Raw genomic sequence first — 15,378 nt, 5'->3', positions numbered from 1 at the left:
TATACGCGACTCGCCGGTCGGGGCGTATCAATCCGCACAGTCGCGGCTGGGGTCTGTGGACAACCGTCGACCCTGCCGTGAGCCGGCGTGCCACTGTCCGGCCATGCAGCCGATCGAGTGGCCATTTCGAGCGGCGGAGGCGCTGGAAGCCGGAGCGCTGACCTTCCGCGAGCTGCGCCGTTTCCACGCCGCGGTCTACCCGGGGGTGTGGGCGCCCCGCGAAGCGGAGCTGTCGGCGGCTCAGCGCGCCCGGGCGGCGTGGCTATGGTCGGGCCGCGAGGGCGTGCCGGCCGGATTGTCGGCGTCGGCGTTGTTGGGGGCCAAGTGGATCGACGCCGGTATGACCGCGGAGCTCGTCCATACCAACCGCCGACCGCCACCGCTGATCGTCGTCCACACCGATGCCGTAATGCCGGACGAGAAGCAACTGATCTGCGGGATGACTGCGACGACACCCGCTCGCACCGCCTTCGATCTTGGTAGGCGACTCGGTCGCAACGAGGGCGTGCAGCGTATCGACGCTTTGATGAACGCCACTAATGTCACGGTCGCCGACATCGAGGCGGTGACCCGGCGGCATCGCGGCGCACGTGGCATTCGGCAATTGCGGAAGACATTGGCACTTGTCGACGGCGGCGCCGAATCGCCCTACGAGTCGCTGACTCGTTTGCTGTTGATAGACGCTGGATTTCCCCGGCCGCAGACGCAAATCCCGGTGTACGACGACGGCGGGTTCCTGATCGCGCGCATCGATATGGGTTGGCCGCAATGGCGCGTCGGCGTCGACTTCGAGGGCGCGCACCACTGGACTGATCCTCGCCAGCGGGATTGGGACGTCGAACGGTATGCCAAGTTGTCCGAACTGGATTGGGTCGACATCAGGTTGACCGCCCGGACGCTGCACCACAACCCGTGCGTGTTCCTCGACCGGGTTGGCGACGCGCTCAGCGGGCGCGGCTGCCCGAAGACGTGGTGACTGTGCGAATTCATCCGCCCCGACCGGCGAGTCGCGTATGAAACCGCACACTCGGCGGTGCGGCGCACGACGTTACGCGGGCTCGCTGAACACCACGCAGTCATGCAGACAGCCCTTGGCGGCGGACGGGGAGTCGGCGTTGCGATGCAAGAGCGCCTTCGTGGGCACCACCGCGAGGCGAACGGTGTCGTCGCCCGCATCCGTCACTTCGGCCCTCCCGTCGACGATCAACGAATACCCGCCGGACTCGCGCGGCGGCCACAGCAGCGTGACGTCGCTGCGGTTGGCGAGATTCTTGGTGGTGCGCCCGCCGATAAGCCCGACGTCCAAAACCCCGTCGCGCAGCACGGGTTCGACCGTCACGGTGTGCGGGCGATAGTCGTCGTCGACGGTGATGAGGTAGGCGAACGGGAAGTCGTCCAGGGCCGCGGCGAGGCGTTTGAGATCGACTTTCTTGGCGCTCATGAAACCGGCGCGGGTTGGCGGCCGCGGACCAGCCGGCCCGGCCGCGCGGACGTGGGGACGCCGTTCTCTGAAATCACTTCACCGGACACGATCGTCGCGACATACCCGTCGGCGGTCTGGTCGAGCCGTCGCCCGCCCGCGGGCAGGTCGTGGGTGACCACCGGCTTGTGCAGCCGCAGCCGCTCGTGGTCGATCACGTTGAGGTCGGCCTTGTAGCCGACGGCGATCCGACCGCGATCGCCGAGCCCGGCGACGCGGGCCGGCACCGACGTCAACTCGCGGACAGCCTCGGCGACGGACAGCCGCCCGGACGCCCTGTCCCGCACCCAATGCGTCAAAAGATACGTGGAATAGCTTGCGTCGCAGATCATTCCGTAATGCGCTCCGCCGTCGCCCAGGCCCAGCACCACGTCGTCGCGGCGGATCAACTCGCCGACGGTGGACAGCGAAGCCCCCTGGAAGTTGGCCATCGCCCCCAGCAGGATCGCGTGGCCGTCGTCGTCGAGCAGCCGGTCGTAGGCCTCCTCCAGCGGCGAGACACCGCGGGCGCGGGCCCGCGCAGCGATGCTGTTCGACGCGGAAGGCTCGTAGTCGGGCTCCTCGCCGAGCGGGAAGATCCAGTCCCAGGCCTGCGCCAGATAGAACAACGGATTCACCGCGGCCTCGGTCGGCTTGTCGGCCAAAATCCGTTGCCGCACTTCGGGTCTGCGCATCACGGCGACCCGCTCGGCCAGCGGCAGGCCGGCGATCTCGCGGTAGCTCGGATACAACATGAACGGGTTGACGGTCAGGTCCAGGCCGATCATCAGCCCGATCGGCCTCGGCAAGACCTGCGCGGTGACCTCGCCGCCGGCGCCGTTGGCCTTCTCGATCATGGTGATCGCGTCTTCCCACACCGGGTCGCCGGCATTGCCGACCACCAGCGTGAACGTCACCGGCAGCCCGACCTCGCCGGCGGCGTCGAACACCTGCTGCAGCACCGGCTGATAGCCGCCGGCCGGAATGTCGGGCACGAACTGGATCAGCCCGCCGCCGCCGTCGGCGACGCCGCGGCCGATCTCGAGGATCTCGTCGTAGGCGGCGTTGTAGCTGGGAATCTGCTGGCCGCCCTCGGTGCGATGCGTGGCCAGCCGCGACGACGCGAAGCCCAGCGCGCCGAGTTCGACGGCTTCCTTGGCCAGCGCCCGCATCTTGGCCAGATCCTCGGCGGTGGCCGGCTCCCGGTTGGCGCCGCGCTCGCCCATCACGTAGACCCGCAGCGGCGAATGCGGCAGGTAGGCGGCCACATCAATATCGCGCCGGCCCGCGTCCAGCGCATCCATGTATTCGCCGAACGTCTCCCACGTCCACGGCAGCCCGTCGGTCATCACGACGCCCGGAATGTCCTCCACGCCGGCCATCACGTCGACGAGCACGTCGTGGTCTTCGGCGCGGCACGGCGCGAACCCGACGCCGCAGTTGCCCATCACCACCGTCGTCACGCCGTGCGCCGACGACGGATTCAGCCGGTCCGACCAGATGGCCTGCCCGTCGTAGTGGGTGTGCAGGTCGACAAAGCCCGGCGTCACCAGCAGTCCGGTCGCGTCGATCTCCCGGGCGCCGCCCTCGGACACCTCCCCGATGGCGGCGATGACGCCGCCGCGCACCCCTACGTCGCCGACATAGGGCTCACCCCCCAACCCGTCCACGATCGTGCCGTTGCGGATGACGAGGTCGTAGGTCATCTAAATAATCTACGACCGTGTCGGTGGCTCATGCCAGGCTGTTTCCCATGATCGATCACTTCGGCATCAACTGCGCCGACTACACCAAAGCCCAGCACTTCTACGACGCCGTGCTCGGCGTGCTCGGCTACACCCGGCAGATGGACTTCGGCGAGGCCATCGGCTACGGGCGCGACGGGCACCCGGCGTTTTGGATCGCCGAGGGCGCCGGCATGGGTCCCAACCGCGAAGTCCACGTCGCGTTCCAAGCCGCCAATGAGGAGGCGGTCAAGGCGTTCTACGAAGCCGCGCTGGAGCTCGGCGCCGAGTCGCTGCACGCGCCGCGGCTGTGGCCCGAGTACCACCCGGGCTACTTCGGCGCGTTCGTGCGAGATCCCGACGGCAACAACGTCGAAGCGGTCTTCCACGGGGCGTAGCGTCGCCGGTATGGCCGAATCTGATGCTGCCGCCCAGGAATTGCTCCGCGATGCGTTCACCCGGCTGATCGAGCACGTCGACGAACTCACTGACGGATTGACCGACGACGAAGCCAAATACCGGCCCAGCCCCAACGCCAACAGCATCGCGTGGCTGATCTGGCACAGCGCGCGGGTCCAGGATGTGCAGGTCGCCGACATCGCCGGCGTCGAGCAGGTGTGGACTCGCGACGGCTGGGTGGACCGCTTCGGCCTGGACCTGCCGCGCGACGACACCGGTTACGGGCACAGCCCTGAAGCCGTGGGGAAGGTGCTGGCCCCCGGTGACCTGCTGGCCGGCTACTACCACGCCGTGCACCAGCTGACCCTGGATTACGTCAAGGGCATTACCGCCGGGGAGTTGGCCCGCGTCGTGGACACCAACTGGGATCCACCGGTGACGGCCAGCGTTCGGCTGGTCAGCGTCATCGACGACTGCGCGCAGCATCTGGGACAGGCCGCCTACGTGTTGGGGATCGCGCACCGGCGGACTTGACACCTGTCGAGCCCCGCTAGCATGGGGCGCTATGACCGCCATCACATCCGAGTTCTCCGGGACCGGCACCATCCTCAACCCAGCCACCGGCGCCACAGCCGGCAAGGTGCACTGGACCGATCCGGCCGACGTGCCGGCCATGGCCGCGAAACTGCGTGCGGCGCAACGCGAATGGGAGCAGCGCGGCGCCAAGGGGCGCGCCAAGGCGCTGGCCCGCTTCGCGGTGTGGCTCGGCGAGCACCGCGACGAGATCGAAGAACTGCTGATCAAGGAGACCGGCAAGTCGGCCGTCGACGCCGCACAAGAGGTGCCGCTGCTGATCCTGATCCTGTCGTACGTCATCAAGACGATGGACAAGGCGCTGGCCCCGGAAAGCCGGCCGGCCGCGCTGCCGTTCCTGGCGATCAAGAAGATCACCGTGCACTACCGGCCGCGGCCGGTCGTCGGGATCATCGCGCCGTGGAACTACCCGGTGGCCAACGCCATGATGGACGCCATCGGCGCCCTGGCGGCCGGATGTTCGGTGCTGCTCAAGCCGTCCGAGCGCACCCCGCTGACCGCCGAGGTGCTGCGGCGCGGCTGGCTGGAGTCCGGCGCCCCGGACGTGCTGGCGCTGGCTCAAGGCGCCCGCGACGTCTCCGAAGCCGTCATCGACAACGCCGACTTCGTGCAGTTCACCGGATCCAGCGCAACCGGACGCAAGGTGATGGAGCGCGCCGCCCAGCGGCTGACGCCGGTCAGCCTGGAGCTGGGCGGCAAGGATCCGATGATCGTGTGCGAGGACGCCGACATCGAGCTGGCCGCGCACGCCGCGGTATGGGGCGCGATGTTCAACGCCGGCCAGACCTGCGTCTCGGTCGAGCGCGTGTACGTACTGGAGCCGGTCTACGACCAGTTCGTCGAGGCCGTGGTCCGCGACGTCAAGGCGCTGCGGGTCGGCGGCGACGGGCATTTCGGCGCGCTGATCGACGAGGGCCAGCGCGCCGTCACCGAACGCCACGTCGCCGACGCCAAAGCCAAGGGCGCGCGGGTGCTGACCGGTGGCCAGCGACCCGACGGGCCGGGCAGCTTCTACCCGCCCACGGTGCTCGTCGACGTCGACCACTCGATGGACTGCATGACCGAGGAGACGTTCGGCCCCACACTGCCGATCATGAAGGTCGGCTCGGTCGCCGAAGCGATCCGGCTGGCCAACGACAGCGAGTACGGGCTGAGCGCGTCGGTGTTCTCCAAGGATCTCAACCGGGCCAAAGACATTGCGCTGCAGCTTGATTGCGGTGCGGTCAACATCAACGACGTGATTTCCAACCTGATGTGCACCACCGCGCCGATGGGTGGCTGGAAGGCGTCGGGCATCGGCGCGCGGTTCGGCGGTGCCGACGGGCTGCGCAAGTACTGCCGCGTCGAGACCGTCGTCGCGCCGCGCACCAATGTCGGCGCCGGCGGCAACTACTACCACCATTCGCTCAAAGCGCTGGCGCGGATGAACCGGATGATGACGAAGATGGCGCTGTCGCGTCCGCGTCGCACCGTCAAATAGGGCGCGCTCTACGGCACGATCACGTGTGACGGGTCGGGCCGCAATTCGGGTGGAGCCTGGCTGTAGTCGCCGAAGGGGCCGTCGCGCCGCTCGATCGCGGCGCGAACGCCCTCGGTGGCGGCGGTCTGGATGAACTCGAGCGCGTCGGGCGTGTTGCGCATCAGGCCGTCGAGGATGCCGCCGAGCATCTGGGTGGTCGCCAAACCCATGTTCTCGTAAGCCTGGTTGACGATCAGCTTCTGAGCGCGCAACTGCGACAACGGAATTCGCGCCAGCTCTGCGGCGATCTCGGCGACCCGAGCCTCGAGCCGCTCGAATGGCACCGCCTCGTTGATCAGCTCGACCTCGGCGGCCTGCACGCCGGTCAGCGGGCGGCCGGTCAGCGAATGCCACTTGACCTTGGCCAGGCTGAGCCGATACAGCCACATGCCGGTCAGGTAAGCGCCCCACATCCGGCTGTACGGCGTGCCGATCACCGCGTCCTCGCTGGCGATAACCAGGTCGGCGCACAACGCGTAATCGCTTGCGCCGCCCACACACCAGCCGTGAACCTGCGCGATCACCGGCTTGGATGCCCGCCAAATCGCCATGAACTTCTGCGTGGGCCCGGTTTCGCGGGCGGTGACCATCGCGAAATCCTTCCCCGGATCCCAGCGCCCGTCGGTCATCATGGCCTCGCCCCAGTGCGTAAAGCCGCCGCCGAAGTCGTAGCCGCCGGAGAACGCGCGCCCCGCGCCGCGCAACACGATCACCTTGACGTCCGGGTCGCGCTCGGCCGCGCCGATCGCCGCCTCGATCTCGTCGGGCATCGGCGGCACGATCGTGTTGAGGTGGTCGGGGCGGTTCAGCGTGATCGTGGCAACCGGGCCGGCCGTGCTGTAGAGCAGCGTCTCGAATTCAGGCATAGCCGAAGCGAAGTCGCTGCCCGACGGAGGTGTCAACCCCGGGTGTCCTTACCGTTATCTTAGAATCCTTACTATTCTCTTAATCAGTGTGTAGGGTGAGCTGGCATGGCAGACCGGTTCGACGTGGCGATAGTGGGCGCACGATGTGCGGGATCTCCGCTGGCGACGATGCTGGCCCGGCAGGGCTTGAGCGTCTGCCTTCTCGATCGGGCGCACTTTCCCTCCGAGACGCCGTCGACGCACATGATCCAGCCCTGCGGGGTGCAGATCCTGGGCCAGCTCGGGCTGCTCGACGGGATCTTGGCCGCCGGTGCGGTACCGCTCGATCGGCTGTCGCTGGTCAACGACGACGTGCGGATCGATGCGACGGTCGAGGCACCGTTGAGCCCCGCCTTGTGTATGCGCCGCGTGACGCTGGACGAGCTGCTGGTCGAGACCGCCGCTGCGGCCGGCGCGGAGGTGCGCACCGGGTCGCGGGTCACCCAGCTGATCACCGACGGCGGTCGGGTGACCGGTGTGCAGACGTCCTCGGGACCCGTGTACGCGCGGTTGGTGGTGGGTGCCGACGGCCGTCACTCGACGGTCGCGTCGTGCGTCGGCGCCCGCGAGTACCACCGCACATCACCCGGAAAGCTGTACGCCTGGGCGTATTTCGAGGGTGTCGCCGACCGGGAAGGCCACGCCCGGCTTGGCCGGCAGGGCGCCGTCGGGTTCCTTGCCGGTCCGACCGACGGGGATCTGTACATGGCCGCACTTGGGATCGATCTGCCCGAGCAGGCTGAATTCGACGCCGACCGCGACAGGGGCTTCGCCGCGCGGATTCAGCTGTGGCCCGAGTTGGCGGATCTCCTTGCCGGCACCCGGCGCGTCGGGCCGATCCGGGTAGTCGCCAACTGGCACGGCTATTTCCGGCAGTCGGCCGGACCCGGTTGGGTGCTGGTCGGCGATGCCGGACACTTCAAGGATCCGGCGCCCGGGCAAGGCATCGCCGACGCGTTCCGTCAGGCCGACAAGCTGGCGGCGGCCGTCGTCGAGGGGCTCGGCACCGGCAATCCGGATGCGGCCTTGCAACAGTGGTGGCGTTGGCGCGACCACGACGCCTACGAAATGTATTGGTACGCACGCGAGACGGGCGCTCGCGGAGTCACGTCTCCGTTGATCCGGCAGGTGCTGCGCGATATCGCCGGCGACGCGGAGGCCACCCGGGCGCTGCTTGGCGTCTTGAACCACCAGGTTCGCCCGTCGCAGTTGTTCACCCCGGCACGGCTGGCCCGCGCCGCAGCACGGACATTCGTCGACGAACCCCGCCAGATCGTGGCAACCGTCAAAGAGGTCATCGGCGCGGCGAAACGGGGCCGGCGACGACGGGTCCGCCCGCCGGGCATGGCCGACATGGCCGGGGAGCGGCTGTAGCTGCGACGTCGGGCAAGATGTGTCCTCGTGGAATCGGGCAATCGGGTGTATCGGCTGCTGATGCGGATGTTGTCGCTGCGCACCATCGTCGTGGTCGGTGCGATTTCCGTGATCGCTCTTGTCCTGACGCTCGGCGCCTGGGTCTGGTTCGGCGTCACCAACGACCAGCATAGCCAGTTGGACCGACGACTCGACTCGGTGAGCAGCCTGGGTGATATCAGCACGCTGCTGAGCCACCCCAACCAGCCCACCGCTAACAGCGATCTGGTGCGTACCGCGCGAATTGGTCCCATGACCGTGTCGGTGCCCGCCGAGATCGTGCTGCCCAAGCTCGACAACGGATTCGCCACCACGACCGTCAACGGCGTCGAGTACCGGGTGCGCACCTTCACCGCCGGCCACGCCTCGATTGCGCTCGGGGCACCGTTGGCCGAAGCTCAGCATCGGATCAACGAACTGCACCTGCGGGTGCTGTTGATCTGTGGGGGCGTCATCATCGGCACGGTTCTGGCCGCCTGGGTCATCTCGCTGGTGATGGTCAATCCCTTCCGGCTGCTGGCCCAGCAGGCGCGGGCCATCAACGCCCAGTCCAACCCCGACGAAGTTCAGGTCCGCGGTGTGCAAGAGGCGGTGGAGATCGCCGAAGCGGTCGAGGGAATGCTGGCTCGCATCGGCAAGGAACAACAGCGCACCAAGGCCGCGTTGGAGTCGGCCCGCGACTTCGCCGCCGTCGCGTCTCATGAGCTGCGCACTCCGCTGACGGCCATGCGGACCAATCTGGAGGTGCTCTCGACGCTCGAGCTGCCCGCCGAGCAGCGCAAAGAGGTGATCGGCGACGTCATGCGCACCCAAAGCCGCATCGAAGCGACGCTGAGCGCGCTGGAGCGGCTGGCGCAAAGCGAGCTGACCACCGTCGACGATTTCGTCCCGTTCGACATCACCGAGCTGCTGGACCGCGCCGCGCACGACGCGCTTCGCGTCTACCCGAACGTCAACGTGTCGTTGGTGCCGTCGCCCACCGTGCTGATGGTGGGGCTGCCGGTCGGGTTGCGGTTGGTGGTCGACAACGCTATCGCCAACGCGGTGAAGCACGGCGGGGCCACCGAAATCCTGCTCAGCGCAACAAGTTCCGCCTACGGCGTGGAGCTCGTGATCGACGACAACGGCAGTGGTGTGCCGGAGGAGGAACGCGCCACGGTCTTCGAGCGGTTCTCCCGCGGGTCGACGGCATCGCGGTCGGGTTCGGGGTTGGGGCTGGCCCTGGTCGCGCAGCAGGCCGAGTTACACGGCGGCACAGCGTCGTTGGGCGAAAGCCCGCTGGGCGGGGCCCGGTTACTGCTGCGACTGCCCGGGACCCACGACGGCTAGATCTAGGATGACCCGGCATGTATGAGATTGCGGAGATCAGCGGCATCGGCAAGGTCGGCCTGCTCAGCATCGGGGCGTACCGACCGGACCGCGTGGTCACCAACGACGAGATCTGCGAGAACATCGATTCGTCCGATGAGTGGATCTACACCCGCACCGGGATCAAGACCCGACGGTTCGCCGGCGACGACGAATCGGCCGCGACCATGGCGACCGAGGCCGGGCGTCGGGCAATCGCGAACGCGTTGCTCACCGGCCCCGAAATCGACGCCGTGATCGTTGCGACCAACACGCATTTTCTGCAAACTCCGGCGTCTGCTCCGATGGTCGCGTCCGCCGTGGACGCGCACGGAGTTCCGGCATTCGACATCAACGTCGGCTGTGCAGGCTTCGGGTACGCACTCGGTGTCGCGGCCGACATGGTGCGGGCCGGCAGCGCCGCCAAGGTGCTTGTGATCGGTTCGGAGAAACTGTCTCCCACGCTGGACATGCACGACCGCGGCAACTGCTTCATCTTCGGCGACGGGGCAGGGGCCGTGGTCGTCGGCGAGACGCCCGAGCAGGGCATTGGGCCGACGGTGTGGGGCAGCGACGGCCGGCAAAGCGATGCAGTGCGTCAGGACATCGACTGGATCGACTACACCGAAAATCCCACCGGCGCACGCCCGTTCCTGCGGATGGAGGGCACGGCGGTATTTCGTTGGGCCGCTTTCGAAATGACGAAGGTCTGCCAGCGGACACTGGAGGCAGCGAAGGTGAACACCGATGACTTGAAGGTGTTTGTGCCTCATCAGGCCAACAGCCGCATCAACGAGCTTCTGGCCAAGAACCTCAAACTCGCGCCACACGTGGTGGTAGCCAACGACATTGTGCACACCGGCAACACCTCTGCCGCCTCCGTTCCGTTGGCCATGGAGGAGCTGCTGTCCACCGGCGCAGCCAAATCCGGCGACCTGGCCCTGCTGCTGGGCTACGGCGCGGGTCTGAGCTACGCAGCCCAGGTGGTGAAAATGCCGCCGGTCCCGTTCGAGTGAGGGCATCCGCGAGTACTGTCGGGCCATGACCCGAGTTCTTCAGACCCAGGTCTGCGTCGCAGGCGGCGGTCCCGCCGGTCTTGTTCACGCTCTGCTACTCGCCCGCGCAGGCGTCCAGGTCGTCGTCTTGGAGAAGCACAACGACTTCCTGCGCGACTTTCGCGGCGACACCGTGCATCCGAGCACCCTGCGGATCATGGACGAGCTGGGGTTGATCGACGAATTCCTGCGGCTGCCGCACACCAAGATCAACCGGGTCGCCTTCGACGCCGACGGCTCGATCCGCACCTTCGGAAACTTCCGTGCGCTCAAATGGCTGGGCTTCAAACAGCCCTATATCGCGTTGATGCCGCAGTGGGACTTCCTCGACTTCCTCGCCGAAAAGGCCTCTGCCTACCCGGAATTCACCCTGATTCGCAACGCCGAGGTCACGGACCTGATCTTCGACGGCGATCGGGTCGTGGGCGTGCGCACGCCGGACCTGGAGGTGCACGCTGACCTGGTGGTGGGCGCGGACGGGCGAAAGTCCGCAGTGCGGGCTGCAGCCGGTCTGGAGATCGCCCGCGCGCACTCCCCGATGGATGTGCTGTGGTTCCGGCTGAAATGGCGACCGGGCGACCCCGAGGAGCTGTTCGGGGTGATCCGTAGAGGCCTGATGATGGCCATGATCTACCGCGGCGACTACTGGCAGGTCGCGTATCTGATGCCGAAGGGGTCGAACCCCCAGGACGGCTCGCTGGAGGAATTCAAAAAGCGGCTGGTGTCCGTGCAACCCCGGCTGCGTGAACACGTCGACGACCTGCGCTCCTGGGACGACACCAGCCAACTCGACGTGCGGGTGGACCGGCTCAAGACCTGGTGGCGCACCGGCCTGCTGTGCATCGGCGACGCCGCGCACGCCATGTCACCAGCCGGCGGGATCGGCATCAACCTCGCGGTCGCCGATGCGGTGGCCGCAGCGAACATCCTTCACGGACCGCTCCGCGACGGGCGGATTACCGATGCTGACCTCGCTAAGGTGCAGCGCCGCCGGGAACTGCCGACGCGGGTCATCCAGGCCGGGCAGGTTTTCCTGCAGGATGCGGCCATCGAGCCCAATTTGAGCGGGGACCTATCGCCGATCCGTATCCCGGGGATTGTCGGCCGGGGTCCGCTGCAGTTCATTCCGCCGATCGTGGTTGGACGAGGCTTCCGCCCGGAGCATGTCCGCAGTCCCGACGTCCACGCTCGTTGACGCATGACGGTAAGCTTCCGATGAAATCCGGCGTTCCCTGCGACCCGGAGGGTCTGGGCTGCGAGCTGCCGCCGGCGCGGTCGATCGAATTCCCCGGCGGCATCGGGCAGGCCATCGTGCGGGTCGCGCCGGGCCCGAGTCCCGTGTTGCTGCTGCACGGGTGGGCGATCACCGCCGACTTCAACTTCTGCCATGTGATGGCGCCACTTGCGGAGCGTTTCGGTGTTGTCGCGATGGATTTGCGCGGACACGGTCGCGGTCTACCGCTGACGCGCACGGAACGGTTCAGCATTGTCCAGTGCGCCGACGATGCCGCCGCGCTGCTCGATGCACTAGCGCTCGACCGCGTCGTCGTGTGCGGCTATTCGCTTGGTGGGCCGGTCGGATTGGAATTCGCGCGCCGCCACCGTGATCGCGTCGCCGGACTGGTCTTGCAGGCAACCGCTTTGTCGTTCGACACCCCGGGTGACCGGATCACCCGTGTCGTGCTGAGGGCGTTGCGGCCGTTGGCTCATCGCAGCCGCGGCGTTGGCCGGTCGTTGCCGCTGGGCTATTTCAACCGCATTCGCGACGGTCATCCTCTTACGGCGAAGTGGTGGCCTTGGCTGCGCCGCGAGCTCGTGTTGTGCCACCCACGCGTGATCGTCGATGCGATTCTCGACGAATACACCTTCGACTTTCGCCCGCACGTGACGACGATCGCCGGGTTGCCCACCGTGGTCGTCGTCACCGCCCGTGACCGAGCGGTGCCGCCCCGCGACCAACGTCTGATGGCCGAACTGCTGGACGCGGCGGTGGTCGAGATCGACGCCGACCACGATGTATTCCTCACCGACCCGGACGTATACATCGATGCCACTGTCTCGGCCGTCGACTGCGTGCGCCGCGACACGTGATTGTCGAGTGTGCGGTTTCATACGCGACGGGCCGCGACAGGCGTATGAATCCGCACACTGGCGGACCCGTCGACCGATTCCCGGGCAGCCATGCGCAGCGAGCGGGGCAAATATCGGTCGCGCTCGCAGAGGCCGCGCCGTTACGCTGCGAGACGCAAGGCACACCGGAAATGTTGGAAGGCGAGTACGTGGCCAAGGTGTTTGCACGAATCGACGAGTCGCTGCGGGAGTTTATTCAGCAGCAGGCCATGTTCTTCGTCGCGACCGCCCCGTCCGACGGCGGCCGGGTCAACCTATCGCCCAAGGGATATCGCGATACGTTCGCAGTGCTCGATGACCACACGGTGGCCTATCTGGACCTGTTCGGTAGCGGCGCCGAAACCGTCGCCCACCTGCGAGACAACGGCCGTATCACCGTGATGTTCTGCTCGTTCACCCGCAACTCACGGATCCTGCGGCTGTTCGGCACCGGCCGGGTGGTCAGGCCCGACGACATCGAATTCGGCTGTCTGCGACCATATTTCGGGGTTCATCATCCCGGGATCCGTGCCGCGATCGTGATCGATGTCGAGCGAATCGCCGACGCCTGCGGTTTCTCGGTGCCGTACTACGAGCTTGTTGGCGAACGGCCCGTCCTCGATGCGCATCACGCGAAACAGCCCGACGAAAAGTTCGCGCGCCGAATCGCCGGTGACAACGGCCACAGCATCGACGGCCTGCCGGCATTGGACCCCGACCACCCTCTGCCGTCGACAATCAAACGGTGACTCCCTGGCCACGCCCGCAGCACAGGAAGCGGCGTGATATGTTCGCCGACGTGAACATCGTCGTGCGCGCGTATTGGCGCTTTATCTCGGCTCCGGGTGGGGCCGCGGATGGAGCGTCTTACTGACGCGCCGCTCGACGGATACCCGGAGCCCAAGCAGTGACCACAAGGTCGCTGCTTTTCGTTTTCAGGGCATCGGGAACCAGTGGGCGTGCCCTGAACCATCACAGAAAGGCACAACCCACCATGTCAACCGGTACCGCGGCAAGCGTCAACACCAGCGACCGCCGGATCATCGCGTTCCGAGAAATCCCCGCGCCCAACGTAATCCGCACCGAACTACCGCTGACACCTGCCCGAGCCGAGGCCGTCCAGCGCGACCGCGACGACGTCGCCGCCATCCTGGCCGGTCGCGACGACCGACTGCTGGTCGTGGTCGGCCCCTGCTCGGTCCACGACCCGGACGCCGCCCTGGACTACGCGCACCACCTCGCCGCGCTGGCCACCAAGTACGCCGACCGACTGAAGATCGTGATGCGGGTGTACTTCGAGAAACCCCGCACCACTGTCGGCTGGAAGGGGCTGATCAACGATCCCGGCCTGGACGGCAGCTTCGACGTGGAACGCGGACTCCGCACCGCCCGCGGACTGCTGCTCGACGTCGTCGACCTCGGCCTGCCGGTGGGCTGCGAATTCCTCGAGCCCACCAGCCCCCAGTACATCGCCGACGCCGTCGCCTGGGGCGCGATCGGCGCCCGAACGACCGAATCGCAAGTGCACCGGCAGTTGGCGTCCGGCCTGTCGATGCCGGTCGGATTCAAGAACGGCACCGACGGCAACATCCAGGTCGCGATCGACGGCGTCAAAGCCGCCGCGGCGCCACACAGCTTTTTCGGCGTCGACAACATCGGCCGGGCAGCCGTTGTCGAGACGACGGGCAATCCCGACTGCCATATGATCCTGCGGGGCGGTTCGGCGGGTCCAAACCACGACGCCGCGTCGGTGGCTACCGCGGTCGCGCAACTGCGCAAACTGGGGCTGCCCGAACGCGTCATGATCGACTGTTCGCACGCCAACTCCGGTAAGGACCACATCCGCCAGGCGAACGTCGCGGCGGAGGTGGCCGCACGCCTCGGCGCGGGCGAACCCGGGATCGCCGGCCTGATGCTGGAAAGTTTCTTGGTCGCAGGCGCGCAGCCCCTGGGCGGCGAGTTGGTGTACGGCCAATCAGTGACCGATCCCTGCATGGACTTGCCCACCACCGCAGACGTGTTGGCGCGTCTTTACGCGGCCAAGGACGATATCCGACATGACTTCCTCTAGCGACAGCCGGCTACCGCCGCTCGCGGCGGAAGATCATGTGTGCGCCGATTGTGCTTTGGCCTATCCGGAGATCACCGTCGAGCAGGCCGTCGAGGTCATCGGCGGTTTGGCGGGCAGGGTCCGTGAATCACTGTCGGGCGTCCCACGCGAGGCGCTCCGAAAACGTCCCAGTCCGCGAGTCTGGTCAATCACCGAGTATGTCTGCCATCTTCGCGACGTGTACCTCACCTTCACCATCCGGCTGCACCGGGCCCGCACCGAGGACCAGCCGATGCTCGAGCCGATGTTCAACGACCTGCGCGCCCGGCGGTTCCGGTACAACGATCGCAACGTGGAAGTGGTGCTCGACGAGCTTGCGGCGACGACAGCAGGGTTCTGCGACGAAATTGCCCGCGCCGGACAAGCCGACTGGGATCGAACCGCCAGTCGGCTACCGGGCGAATACCGCACTGCCCGTTGGCTTGTCCGTCAGGCGATGCACGAAGGTGTTCACCATCTCGCCGATATCCAGAAGATCCGTGCGACGGTAGCCGGTCCGCACCCTTAGTCGGTAGTGAGCGTAATACCCGCAAACAGATCGGTTTCCGGGCCGGACGTCGCGACCCGGGATCTGGCCAGCTTGAATTTCTCCGTCGGCCAGAGCCGCTGCCTCCACTCCAGCGGAATGACGAAGAAGAACCCGTTCGGATCGACTTGGGTTGCGTGGGCGCGCAATGCTTCGTCCCGCACACCGAAGTATTCACTGCAGCTGATCTCGGTGATCGTCCGGTGAGATCGCCCGGA

The 15,378-nt window shown here is 67.0% G+C and carries 15 protein-coding genes and 1 pseudogene; 12 read left to right on the top strand and 4 right to left on the bottom strand.

Going from position 1 to position 15,378, the window contains the following annotated elements; translation table 11 throughout:
- Positions 1-103 precede the first annotated feature (103 nt).
- Positions 104-976 (top strand): hypothetical protein, encoded by an 873-nt coding sequence (locus tag AWC14_RS18765; protein ID WP_045375784.1) that lies wholly within the window; start codon positions 104-106, stop codon positions 974-976.
- 72 nt (positions 977-1,048) lie between these two features.
- Here the strand turns inward: AWC14_RS18765 and AWC14_RS18760 are convergent, their stop codons facing one another.
- Both AWC14_RS18760 and AWC14_RS18755 read right to left on the bottom strand, forming a co-directional pair.
- Positions 1,049-1,441: a pyridoxamine 5'-phosphate oxidase family protein gene (locus AWC14_RS18760; RefSeq protein WP_045375786.1), complete on the bottom strand. Its 393-nt coding sequence runs from the start codon at positions 1,439-1,441 to the stop codon at positions 1,049-1,051.
- Positions 1,438-3,165, bottom strand: coding sequence for an N-acyl-D-amino-acid deacylase family protein (locus AWC14_RS18755; RefSeq protein ID WP_045375788.1), 1,728 nt, complete (start codon positions 3,163-3,165; stop codon positions 1,438-1,440). The genes AWC14_RS18760 and AWC14_RS18755 overlap by 4 nt, the downstream gene beginning before the upstream one ends.
- Before the next feature lie 47 nt (positions 3,166-3,212).
- Between AWC14_RS18755 and AWC14_RS18750 the strand changes: the two genes are divergently transcribed.
- From AWC14_RS18750 to AWC14_RS18740, 3 genes are read left to right on the top strand one after another with little or no spacing between them, the layout of a single operon-like run.
- On the top strand, positions 3,213-3,581 hold the full coding sequence (locus AWC14_RS18750) for a VOC family protein (protein ID WP_045375790.1): 369 nt from the start codon (positions 3,213-3,215) through the stop codon (positions 3,579-3,581).
- Between the two features lie 10 nt (positions 3,582-3,591).
- On the top strand, positions 3,592-4,116 hold the full coding sequence (locus tag AWC14_RS18745) for a mycothiol transferase (protein WP_045375793.1): 525 nt from the start codon (positions 3,592-3,594) through the stop codon (positions 4,114-4,116).
- 31 nt (positions 4,117-4,147) lie between these two features.
- Entirely contained in the window at positions 4,148-5,656 is a 1,509-nt protein-coding gene (locus AWC14_RS18740) for an aldehyde dehydrogenase family protein (protein WP_045375795.1), read from the top strand.
- A gap of 8 nt (positions 5,657-5,664) precedes the next feature.
- Here AWC14_RS18740 and AWC14_RS18735 read toward each other — a convergent pair whose 3' ends face one another.
- Entirely contained in the window at positions 5,665-6,561 is an 897-nt protein-coding gene (locus AWC14_RS18735) for a crotonase/enoyl-CoA hydratase family protein (RefSeq protein ID WP_045375798.1), read from the bottom strand.
- Positions 6,562-6,666: 105 nt separating this feature from the next.
- Here AWC14_RS18735 and AWC14_RS18730 point away from each other — a divergent pair, with 105 nt between their 5' ends.
- The 8 genes from AWC14_RS18730 (at position 6,667) to AWC14_RS18695 (ending at position 15,142) form a co-directional block, all read left to right on the top strand.
- Complete coding sequence (locus tag AWC14_RS18730; protein WP_057003133.1) at positions 6,667-7,974, top strand: NAD(P)/FAD-dependent oxidoreductase; 1,308 nt, start codon at positions 6,667-6,669, stop codon at positions 7,972-7,974.
- A 60-nt stretch (positions 7,975-8,034) separates the two neighbouring features.
- Complete coding sequence (locus AWC14_RS18725) at positions 8,035-9,342, top strand: sensor histidine kinase (RefSeq protein WP_045375907.1); 1,308 nt, start codon at positions 8,035-8,037, stop codon at positions 9,340-9,342.
- 17 nt (positions 9,343-9,359) lie between these two features.
- Positions 9,360-10,376 carry a beta-ketoacyl-ACP synthase III gene (locus AWC14_RS18720; RefSeq protein ID WP_045375800.1) on the top strand — a complete coding sequence of 339 codons (1,017 nt, stop codon included), beginning with the start codon at positions 9,360-9,362 and terminating at the stop codon, positions 10,374-10,376.
- 25 nt (positions 10,377-10,401) lie between these two features.
- Positions 10,402-11,610 carry an FAD-dependent oxidoreductase gene (locus AWC14_RS18715; protein WP_057003132.1) on the top strand — a complete coding sequence of 403 codons (1,209 nt, stop codon included), beginning with the start codon at positions 10,402-10,404 and terminating at the stop codon, positions 11,608-11,610.
- A gap of 20 nt (positions 11,611-11,630) precedes the next feature.
- A complete protein-coding gene (locus tag AWC14_RS18710) occupies positions 11,631-12,506 on the top strand; it encodes an alpha/beta fold hydrolase (protein WP_045375803.1) in 876 nt (291 codons plus the stop codon).
- Positions 12,507-12,694: 188 nt separating this feature from the next.
- The gene (locus AWC14_RS18705) at positions 12,695-13,273 is read left to right on the top strand and encodes a pyridoxamine 5'-phosphate oxidase family protein (RefSeq protein WP_045375911.1); all 579 of its coding nucleotides are present in this window, start codon (positions 12,695-12,697) and stop codon (positions 13,271-13,273) included.
- A gap of 245 nt (positions 13,274-13,518) precedes the next feature.
- The gene (locus AWC14_RS18700) at positions 13,519-14,595 is read left to right on the top strand and encodes a 3-deoxy-7-phosphoheptulonate synthase (RefSeq protein ID WP_045375806.1); all 1,077 of its coding nucleotides are present in this window, start codon (positions 13,519-13,521) and stop codon (positions 14,593-14,595) included.
- Positions 14,582-15,142: a DinB family protein gene (locus tag AWC14_RS18695; RefSeq protein WP_045375809.1), complete on the top strand. Its 561-nt coding sequence runs from the start codon at positions 14,582-14,584 to the stop codon at positions 15,140-15,142. Before AWC14_RS18700 ends, AWC14_RS18695 begins: the two co-directional genes overlap by 14 nt.
- Here AWC14_RS18695 and AWC14_RS30105 read toward each other — a convergent pair.
- Positions 15,139-15,348 (bottom strand): annotated as a pseudogene (locus AWC14_RS30105) (mycothiol conjugate amidase Mca); the annotation flags it as partial. The gene AWC14_RS18695 and the pseudogene AWC14_RS30105 sit on opposite strands and share 4 nt — an antisense overlap.
- Between the last annotated feature and the right edge of the window lie 30 nt (positions 15,349-15,378).

This window comes from Mycobacterium kyorinense (genome assembly GCF_002101735.1).
GTDB lineage: Bacteria > Actinomycetota > Actinomycetes > Mycobacteriales > Mycobacteriaceae > Mycobacterium > Mycobacterium kyorinense.
Note: the sequence above shows the minus strand (reverse complement) of the source record. Positions and strands in the feature narration are given on the sequence as shown.